Here is a 9,313-nt window from a genome sequence, read left to right as displayed (position 1 = left end):
TGATGCATCAGGAGCGATGCAACGAGCCACGACCGAGAAGCGGCACGACCGTCGCCGGAAACTGGTCCAGGTAGCCGCGATCCGACCGCGGTCGCCCAAGATCGCCCCGCCGCCATGATCAAGGGAAACTTCTGGTAGCCATGGCAGCCAGAAGCTTCCCTGGATCATGAAGCGCATCCACCCCGAGCACAGAAGCCAGGCCGTGCGGCGACGTTGGTCGATCCACCAAGGGCAGATCGACCAACGCCGGCACCACGTCAGCTCGCGTACGCCTCCAGCTCGAAGATGCGCGCCGCCGTGTCCGAGTCGCTCGTCGGGGTGATCACGTTCAGGCGGAGATATCGAGCCTGGCGGGGCGTGAACGTATGCGTCGTCACATCCGCCGTGTTGCCGCGGACCGACGCCACCGTTGTCCAGGTGTTCCCGTCAACCGACGTCTGCACGTCGAAGTCGCGGGTGTTCCACGACGGCTTCTCGCCGCCCGCACCCGAGTGCCGCAGCACCACCCGGCCGACCGACTGGGACGACTGGAGGTCGACCCGCAGCCACTTGCCGGAGCCCAGCGCGCACCACTTGTCGGACAGGCCGCCGGTCCAGCTGCCGTTGACCGCCTTCGCCGGGGCCTCCGCGGCCGCGCACTGGTTCGAGGCCGTGGCCGGCTTGTTCAGCGCCAGGTTCGGCGCCGGGGTCGTCTCGGGCACGAACAGCTTGATGTCCGTCACGGACGCGCTGCCCTCGTAGACGTTCGTGTACAGGTCGCCGATCACGAACCAGTCCGGGTACGACGAGCCGGCCGGCCACTGGTTCGGCCACGACGCGCTGCCGAAGTCGTCGTTCTGGGTGAGCGTGCCGTTGAACTGGCCGTTGTACTCCGACGCCTGGGTGTTGTAGTGCCAGATCGGCACGCCGTTGACCACGAACGGGCGGTGGAAGCGCAGGGTCTTCACGCCGACGCGGGCGAAGTTGCCGCTCGCCTCCAGCGTGTAGCCCGTCGCGTCGCGCTCGATCGCGAACGTGTAGAACTCGTTCGGCATCAGCTCGGGCTGCAGCTCGGCCGCGCTGGACAGCTGGTTCTCGGCCGCGCCGCCGGAGCAGCTGGTCATGAACCACTGCGAGTTGCCGGGCAGGCCGCCCGCGCCCGGGTTCCAGTTCGGCATCCCGCTGATCCACATGTTGACGGTGTTGAAGTTGCCGTCACGGTAGTTGTAGTAGGTGTTGGTGTTCGAGTTGCACACCCGCCCGCCGGTACCGCTGCCGACCCGGTCCGGGTGCTGCGCGAACTGGTCCATCAGCACCTTGCGGTGGTAGTGCCAGAAGTGGTTGTTGCGCGGCGCCGGGTTCGCGAAGTCCACGATCGACAGGAAGTGGAAGCCGTTGTACCCGTACGGCCCGGCCCGGACGTCCTGCCACTCGCAGTAGGGGACGGAGGCGTCGCCGCTCCAGCCGGGGCTGTTGGAGCCTTCACCCCAGGGATGCTGGGTCTTGCAGCCGGTCGGCGAGTAACCGTTGATCTTGCCGTCGTAGTTGATCGTGCCGTTGCGCTTGCCGCCGAAGTTCAGCGTCTTGAGCTTGTACTCCACGCGGTACTGGTCGGGCAGCCGGTTGGTGGGCCGGAAGATCGCGCCGCCGGTGCTCTCCGGCACGGTCATCACGGCCGCATTGGAGCCGCCGACGGCCTGGGTGGTGATCGTCGGCGGCGACTCGACGACGCCGTCCTTGTTGAAGTCGCGCGCCGACAGCGATGCCGTCAGCCAGCCGTTCTGGCCGAGCGTGAACTCCTTGCGGTACGTGTAGAAGGAGTTGAGCTGGGTCGTCCAGGCGGGGCCGTAGTCGTTGCGGTACCACTGGCCGGGGTCGTCGGTGATGGTGTCGAACGGGTTGGCGTAGGTGTCGCGCACCCACGCCGTGTTGTTGCTGTTGACCGGTGTGCTGAAGTTCTCCGAGTACAGCAGCCGCCAGGTCGGGGCCGCGACGGCGGCCTGCGAGGGGATCGCCACCAGGGATCCCGCCACAAGGGACGCGGCGACAAGATGACGCAGACGCATGGCTCCCCCTATGTGTTGAGGTACTGCGCGGCGTTGTCCTTGGTGATCTGCGGCGACGGGACGACGGTGTCCTTCTCGACCTTGGCGCCGCCGAGCACCTCGACGGTCCGGTCGAGCGCGAGCTTGCCGATGACGTTCGGGCTGTTCAGGCCGGTCACCACGTAGTTGGTGCCGTCGAGAATGGCCTTGAGCGCCTCGGCCTGGCCGTCGACGCCGGCCAGCACGATCTGGTTGGCCTTGCCGGCGGAGGCGATCGCCCGCTGCGCGCCGAGGCACATCGCGTCGTTCTCGCAGAAGACGGCGACCAGGTCGGGGTGCTTGGCGAGCAGCCCCTCCATGACGGTCAGGCCGCCGTCGGAGCCCCAGTTGCCGAAGTCGGGCGCCTCGACCAGCGTGAACTTCGAGTTGCCGGACAGCACCGACTTGAGGCCGTTGGTGCGGGCCAGGCCGATCGAGTTGTCGGCCGGGCCGCCCTTGATGATCGCGACCTTGCCGCCGGCGGTCAGCTTGTTGGTCAGGAACTCGCCGTCCTGCTTGCCGATGGCCTCGTTGTCGGGGCCGATCCAGCTGGTGTACTCGCCGACGGCGAACTTGCGGTCGACGAGGATCACCGGCTTGCCGGCCGCCTTGATCGCGTTGAGCGCGGCGGGCGCCGACTCCAGCGGGCCGCCGGAGATGATGATCGCGTCGACGTTCTTGCTCAGCAGGTCCTCGACGTTGGCGGCGAGCTTGGCGGCGTCGCCCCCGGCGTCGGTGCTGACGATCTTCACGTTGCCCTTGGTCTTCGCCTGCGCGGCGATCGCGGCGTCCATGCCGCTGAAGTACGGGCCGCTGAGCAGGAAGTTCGCGACCCCCACGGTGTAGGAGTCCGACTTGTCGGCCGGGTCGTCGGAGCAACCGGCCAGTGCCAGCCCCAGTACCAGCAGGCCCGCCCATAACTTCTTCATGTGCCGCCCTTTCATCGAGCAGAGCGCGGTCGCCGCGTGCGCTGCACGAGGATGACCGCGACGATGATCAGTCCCTTGAGCACCTGCTGCCAGAAACTCTGTACGCCGTACAGATTGAGCAGGTTGTTGATCAGGACCAGGACGAGCACCCCGCCGAAGGCGCCCTTCGCCGAACCCCGGCCGCCGGACAGGCTTGCGCCACCGATGACGCAGGCCGCGATCGCGTCGAGCTCGAAGGCCACCCCGACGCTCGGTTGTGCGATGCCGACCCGGCTGGTCAGGATGACCCCGGCCAGGCCGGCACAGAAGCCGCTGATCGTGTACGCCAGCACCAGGTGCCGGCGCACGCCGATGCCGGCCAGCCGGACCGTCTCCGCGTTACCACCGATGGCGACGATGGAGCGCCCGGCCGGCGTCCGGGCCAGGAACAGGCCCCCGACGCCGAAGACGGCCAGCATGACGAGCGTGATCAGCGGGATCGGCCCGGCCATCGCCGAGCCGAGCCAGAGGAACCCCGGATCGGCCGGGGAGATCGGCACCTCGGAGTAGACGAACGCGAGCCCGCGGATGGTCGTCAGGGCCGCGAGCGTCACCACGAACGGCGCCAGCTCGAAGCGGGCCACGAGCAGGCCGTTGAGCGAGCCGAACGCGACGCCGCTCGCGATCCCGACCGCCATCGCCAGCGGGATCGGCAGGTCGGCCGCGAGCCCGGCGGTGACGATGCCGGCGAACGCGACCACCGAGCCCACCGACAGGTCGATGCCGCCGGTGAGGATGACCACGAGCATGCCGAACGCGAGCAGCCCGATGGTCACCATCTGCTTGAGCAGGTTGGTGAGGTTGGTCTGGGTCAGAAAGCTCTCCGACGTGGTCGCGGCGACCGCCACGAGCGCCACGACGAGCACCGCGAACGCGAGCTCGGCCGTGACGTCCCGGCCCCGCACCCGCACCGCCAACGTGGTCATGCGTCCTCCGCTTCGCTCCGGCCGCATGCCTTCCAAGCGGGCCCCATGATGACCGGCCTCCTCCGCTTCGCTCCGGAACCGGTCATGCCGCGATCGCCCTTTCCAGCACCTGGTCCTCGGTCGTGCCCTCCGAGGGCAGCTCGCCGGTGATCCGGCCCTGGTTCATGACCAGGACCCGGTCGGTGGCGCCGAGCACCTCGGTGAGGTCGGAGGAGATGAGCAGGACGGCGAGCCCCTCCCGGGCCAGGCCGTCGACCATCCGGTAGATCTCCACGCGGGTCGCCATGTCGACGCCGCGGGTGGGCTCGTCGAGGATCAGCACCTTCGGCTCGACGAGCAGCCACTTGGCGAGGACCGCCTTCTGCTGGTTGCCGCCGCTGAGCCGCACGACGGGCATCCCGGCGCAGCCGGGCGGCCGGATGTCCAGCCGCTCGATCATGGTCGCCACGTCGCGGCGCTGCCGGGCCTGGTCGATCCACGGGCCGTGCCAGGTGGTGAGGCCGATGTTGTCCCGCACGGTCAGGCCGAGCACCAGCCCGCTGCCGGCCCGGTCCTCGGTGACCATGGCGACGCCGTGCCGGATCGCGTCGGCCGGGCTCCCGTAGGCGCCGCTGCCGGACGACGGCCGGGAGGCGCCGAACACGCACGCGGCCAGCTCGCTGCGGCCCGAGCCGACCAGGCCGAACAGCCCGACGATCTCGCCGGCCCGCAGCTCGAAGGAGACGCCGGCGAACTCGCCGGGGCGGCTCAGGTCCTCGATCCTGAGCCGGACGTCGCCCGGCTCCGGCCGGCGCGGCGGATAGATCCGCTCGGGCCGCCGGCCGGCCATCAGCCGGATCAGTTCGGCCTCGGACGTGCGGGCCGGTGCGGTGGCCTCGACGACCTGCCCGTCCTTGAGCACCACGATGTCGGTGGCCAGGTCGAGCACCTCGGCCAGCCGGTGCGACACGTACACCACCAGCACGCCCCGTCGCCGCAGCTCCCGCACGAGTGCGTAGAGGGCGTCGAGGTCGCTGCCCGCCAGTACCGCTGAAGGCTCGTCAAGGATGAGGACCCTGGGCTCGTCGGCCAGCGCCTTCGCGATCTCGACCATCTGCTGGCGGGCCACGGGCAGCCGGCCCGCCGGTTCGCGCGGGTCGATCATCCCGAAGCCGGCCCGGTCCAGCAGTTCCTGTGCGCGCCGGTGGGCCGCCGTCCAGTCGATCATGTGGTACCGCCGGGGAAAGCGCCCGAGCAGCAGGTTCTCGGTCACGCTGAGCTGCGGGACGAGCGACAGCTCCTGGTACACCGTGCGGATCCCGAGCGCGTGCGCGTGATGCGGCGACGAGAGGTCGGCCGGTGCCCCGTCGACGAGGACCTCGCCCCCGTCGGCCCGCACCGCGCCGGACAGGATGCGGATCAGCGTCGACTTGCCGGCGCCGTTGGCCCCGACGAGCGCCAGCACCGACCCGGCGGCGGCCGCCAGGCTCACGCCGTGCAGCACCTCGACCCCGCCGTACCGCTTCCGGACGTCGCGAAGTTCCAGCGTCACCGGAACGCGTCCATCACGACGACGGTCTTCTGGCGGGTGAAGTCGAGGACGGTGTCGTGGATGCCCTCGCGGTACCCCCCGGTGTCCTTCGTCCCGCCGAACGGCAGGTTCTCGGCGCGCAGGGCGGTCGATCCGTTGATGATCACGCCGCCCACGTCGAGGCGCCGCGCGATGCTCAGCGCCCGCGAGACGTCCCGGGTGAACACGGCGGCCTGCAGCCCGTACGGTGACGCGTTGGCCAGCGCGACCGCCTCCTCCGGGTCGTCGAACCGCGCGACCGGGGCGACCGGGCCGAAGATCTCCTCGGCGAAGGCGGGGCTGTCGGCCGGCACGTCCACGAGCACGGCCGGGTCGACGAAGGCGCCGTCGGCGGTGCCGCCGGCGAGCAGGCGGGCGCCGTCGCGCACCAGCGCCCGCACGGCCTGTTCGACGCGCCCGGCGGCATCCGCGGTGATCAACGGCCCGACATCGGTCGGCTCCAGCAGCTGGTCGCCGACGGTGAGCTTCGCGGCCTGGGCGACGAGGGCGTCCACGAACGCGTCGTGGACCGGCCGCTGGACGTACACCCGCTTCACCGCGCAGCAGATCTGCCCGTTGCCGCGGGCCAGCCGCCCCAGCACAACGGCCCGCGCCGCCTCCTCGACGTCGGCGTCCGCGCAGACGATGAGCGCGTCGTTGCCGCCGAGCTCCAGGTACACCTTCTTCAGGCCGGCCTCCCGGGCGATCGCCCTTCCCGCGGCGGTACTGCCGGTGAGGGTGACAGCGGCGATCCCCGGATCTGCGGCGAGCCGGCGGGACACGGCCGCGTCGCCGACGACGAGCTGGTGCGCGTGCGGCGGTGCACCGGCCTGCTCGACGAGCTGGGCCACCCGCAGGACCGCGAGCGGGCACTTGGACGGTGGCTGCACCACGACGGCGTTGCCGGCGGCCAGGGCCGCGGCCGCCTTGTGGGCGTAGAGCTCGACGGGATAGTTGAACGGCACGAGGGCGGCGACGACGCCGAGCGGCTCGCGCAGGGTCACGGCGAGGTGGCGCTCCAGCCCCGGTACCGCGTCCAGCGGGATCTGGCGGCCCAGGAGCCGGGTCGCCTCGCCCGCGTAGCCGCGGAAGATGCGCACGGCGGCCTGCACCTCGCCGCGGGTCTGCGTGATCGGCTTGCCGTTCTCGGCCGCCAGGAGCCGGGCCAGGCTCTCCTGCTCGGCCTCGACAAGGTCGGCGACCCGGCGCAGCAGCGCCTCGCGCTCGTGGGCCGGCAAGGCGGCCATCGCGCGCTGGCCCTCCTGGGCGGCGGCGACGATCGCGGCGACCTGGGTGGCGTCGTGCGCGGGAACCTCGCCCAGGACTTCCCCGGTCCCGGGGTTGCGCACGGTGACAACGGGCATGCGGATGCCCTCCTCGATGCTCTCGACGATCCGGTGCGGGCGCGTCCTGCTGCCGGGCAGGACAGGTCCGCCGGCGCCGACCGGCGAGATGTTGCATCGAGGGTTGCCTTTGTAAATTTACCTGCCGAACTGGTGAAGTCAAGCGCCCGGCATACGATCAAGAGCATGAGCTTCTACGACATCGAGATCGCGGACCTTCAGGGCAAGCCGCTCGACCTGGGGCAGTTCCGCGGACGCCCGGTACTGGTCGTCAACGTCGCGTCGCGGTGCGGGCTGACCCCGCAGTACGCCGAGCTGGAGGAACTGCAGCGGACCTACGAGGAGCGCGGCTTCTCCGTGCTGGGCGTGCCGTGCAACCAGTTCGCCGGGCAGGAGCCGGGCACGGCCGAGGAGATCGCCGAGTTCTGCAGCACGACCTACGGCATCACGTTCCCGATGACCGAGAAGGTCGAGGTCAACGGCGCCGACCGGCACCCGCTCTACGACCTGCTGACCCCGGTTGCCGACGCCGAGGGCCACACCGGCGACATCCGCTGGAACTTCGAGAAGTTCCTGGTGGGCAAGGACGGCGCGGTGGCGGCCCGGTTCGGCCCGCGCACCCAGCCGAAGGCCGACGAGGTCGTCTCGTCGATCGAGGGCGTGCTCTAGATCCCGAGCGCGCGGCGCGGGTAGGTCAGGTCGTCACCGTCGGTGTACCGGTAGGCGGTGAGGCCGGCCACCCGCGCACCGCGGATCATCCGGTCGGTGTCGTCGATCAGCAGGCAGCGGGCCGGCGGAGTGTTGATCAGCGCGCACGCCGCCGCGAAGTACTCCTTGGTCGGCTTGTGGATGCCGATCTCCGACGAGTTGGCCACCGCGTCGAACTCGCCGGTCAGGTTGAACGTGGCCAGCACGTTGCCGAGGTCGTCGGTCGCGTTCGTGGCCAGGCACACCGGCAGGCCCGCGGCCCGCACGTCGCGCACGAACGCGAGCACGTCGGGGCGGACGTGGCCGGGGTAGACGACCCACTCCTTCATCAGGGCGGCCGCCTGGTCGGGGCCGCCGACCCGCTCCTGCAGGGCCTCGGCCACGGTCGCCAGCCACTGCTCGCGCGTGATCCGGCCGGTGATCGCCGGCAGCAGCCGGTCCCACTCCAGGGCGGTGCTCAGCACCGTGCCGGGCTCCAGCCCGTACTGCTGCTCGATCACGGCGTTCACGGACGTGTCGAACGTGCGGAGCACCCCGTCGAAGTCGATCAACAGTGCCGTCGGCTTCTGTACCACGTCGTCACCTCCGCTTCGCTCCGGTGCCGGCGCGGTTTCACGCTGATCTTATGGTGCGGGGCTCCTCCGCTACGCTCCGGACCCCGCACTAGGCCGCTTCCGTTCGGAGTCGCTGGGAGATGACCTCGGTGACGCCGGAGCGCATCGTCACGCCGTAGAGCGCGTCGGCGACCTCCATCGTCCGCTTCTGGTGCGTGATGATGATCAGCTGGCTGCGCTCGCGCAGCTGCTCGAACAGCGTGATGAGCCGGCCGAGGTTGACGTCGTCGAGCGCCGCCTCCACCTCGTCCATGATGTAGAACGGGCTGGGGCGGGCCCGGAAGATCGCGCAGAGCAGCGCGACCGCGGTGAGCGAGCGCTCGCCGCCGGACAGCAGCGACAGCCGCTTGATCTTCTTGCCCGGCGGGCGGGCCTCGACCTCGATGCCCGTGGTGAGCATGTCGTCGGGGTCGGTGAGCACCAGCCGGCCCTCGCCGCCCGGGAAGAGCACCGCGAAGACCTGCTCGAACTCGCGGGCCGTGTCGTGATACGCGCTGGTGAAGACCTCGAGGATCCGGTCGTCGACGTCCTTGACCACGGTGAGCAGGTCGCGCCGGGTGGCCTTGAGGTCCTCGAGCTGGTCGGAGAGGAACTTGTAGCGCTCCTCCATCGCCGCGAACTCCTCCAGGGCCAGCGGGTTGACCTTGCCGAGGAGGTTGAGCTCGCGCTCGGCCTTGGCGGCCCGCTTCTCCTGGGTTGCCCGGTCGAACGGCACGGGCACCGGCACCGGCCGCCCGTCGGCCTCGGCCGCGGCGATCTCCGGCGCCGTCGGCGGCACCTCGACCTCCGGCCCGTACTCGGCGACGAGCGTGTCGGCGTCGAGGCCGAACTCCTCGGCCGAGCGGGCCTCCAGCTGCTCGATGCGCAGCCGCTGCTCGGCCCGGGCGACCTCGTCCCGGTGGACGGCGCTGGTGAGCCGCTCCAGCTCGGCGGTGAACTGCTTGGCCCGCCCGCGGACCTGGGTCAGCTCGGACTCGCGCTCGGCGCGGGTCTCGGCGAGCGTGTCGCGGGTCTCGGCGGCCTCGGCGATCGAGGCGCCGAGCTGCTCCAGCGCGAGCGCGGCCCCGGACATCACGGTCTCGGCGACCCTGGCGCCGCGGGCGCGGGTGGCCTTGCGCGCCGCCGCCCGCTCGCGGGTCTGC

Annotated in this window: 8 protein-coding genes; 1 reads left to right on the top strand and 7 read right to left on the bottom strand. The window is 70.8% G+C overall.

What is annotated here, in order from left to right; translation table 11 throughout:
• Positions 1–257: 257 nt before the first annotated feature.
• From ABZS66_RS10280 to ABZS66_RS10260, 5 genes are all read right to left on the bottom strand, one after another.
• On the bottom strand, positions 258–1,997 hold the full coding sequence (locus tag ABZS66_RS10280; RefSeq protein ID WP_354756788.1) for a discoidin domain-containing protein: 1,740 nt from the start codon (positions 1,995–1,997) through the stop codon (positions 258–260).
• A 56-nt stretch (positions 1,998–2,053) separates the two neighbouring features.
• Positions 2,054–2,992 carry a substrate-binding domain-containing protein gene (locus tag ABZS66_RS10275; RefSeq protein ID WP_354756787.1) on the bottom strand — a complete coding sequence of 313 codons (939 nt, stop codon included), beginning with the start codon at positions 2,990–2,992 and terminating at the stop codon, positions 2,054–2,056.
• 11 nt (positions 2,993–3,003) lie between these two features.
• Positions 3,004–3,957 carry an ABC transporter permease gene (locus tag ABZS66_RS10270; protein WP_354756786.1) on the bottom strand — a complete coding sequence of 318 codons (954 nt, stop codon included), beginning with the start codon at positions 3,955–3,957 and terminating at the stop codon, positions 3,004–3,006.
• Between the two features lie 82 nt (positions 3,958–4,039).
• Positions 4,040–5,488: a sugar ABC transporter ATP-binding protein gene (locus tag ABZS66_RS10265; protein ID WP_354756785.1), complete on the bottom strand. Its 1,449-nt coding sequence runs from the start codon at positions 5,486–5,488 to the stop codon at positions 4,040–4,042.
• Positions 5,485–6,870, bottom strand: coding sequence for an aldehyde dehydrogenase family protein (locus tag ABZS66_RS10260; protein ID WP_354756784.1), 1,386 nt, complete (start codon positions 6,868–6,870; stop codon positions 5,485–5,487). Before ABZS66_RS10260 ends, ABZS66_RS10265 begins: the two co-directional genes overlap by 4 nt.
• Positions 6,871–7,035: 165 nt before the next feature.
• Here ABZS66_RS10260 and ABZS66_RS10255 point away from each other — a divergent pair, with 165 nt between their 5' ends.
• The gene (locus ABZS66_RS10255; RefSeq protein WP_354756783.1) at positions 7,036–7,518 is read left to right on the top strand and encodes a glutathione peroxidase; all 483 of its coding nucleotides are present in this window, start codon (positions 7,036–7,038) and stop codon (positions 7,516–7,518) included.
• On the opposite strand, the gene ABZS66_RS10250 is transcribed toward ABZS66_RS10255, so the two are convergent.
• Positions 7,515–8,132: an HAD-IA family hydrolase gene (locus tag ABZS66_RS10250; RefSeq protein WP_354756782.1), complete on the bottom strand. Its 618-nt coding sequence runs from the start codon at positions 8,130–8,132 to the stop codon at positions 7,515–7,517. The genes ABZS66_RS10255 and ABZS66_RS10250 overlap by 4 nt on opposite strands.
• An 88-nt stretch (positions 8,133–8,220) precedes the next feature.
• The coding region (locus tag ABZS66_RS10245; RefSeq protein ID WP_354756781.1) for an AAA family ATPase at positions 8,221–9,313 on the bottom strand (1,093 nt) is incomplete at its 5' end.

The organism is Dactylosporangium sp. NPDC005572, assembly GCF_040605515.1.
Taxonomy (GTDB): Bacteria; Actinomycetota; Actinomycetes; order Mycobacteriales; family Micromonosporaceae; genus Dactylosporangium.
This window is presented reverse-complemented; position numbering and strand designations above follow the sequence as displayed.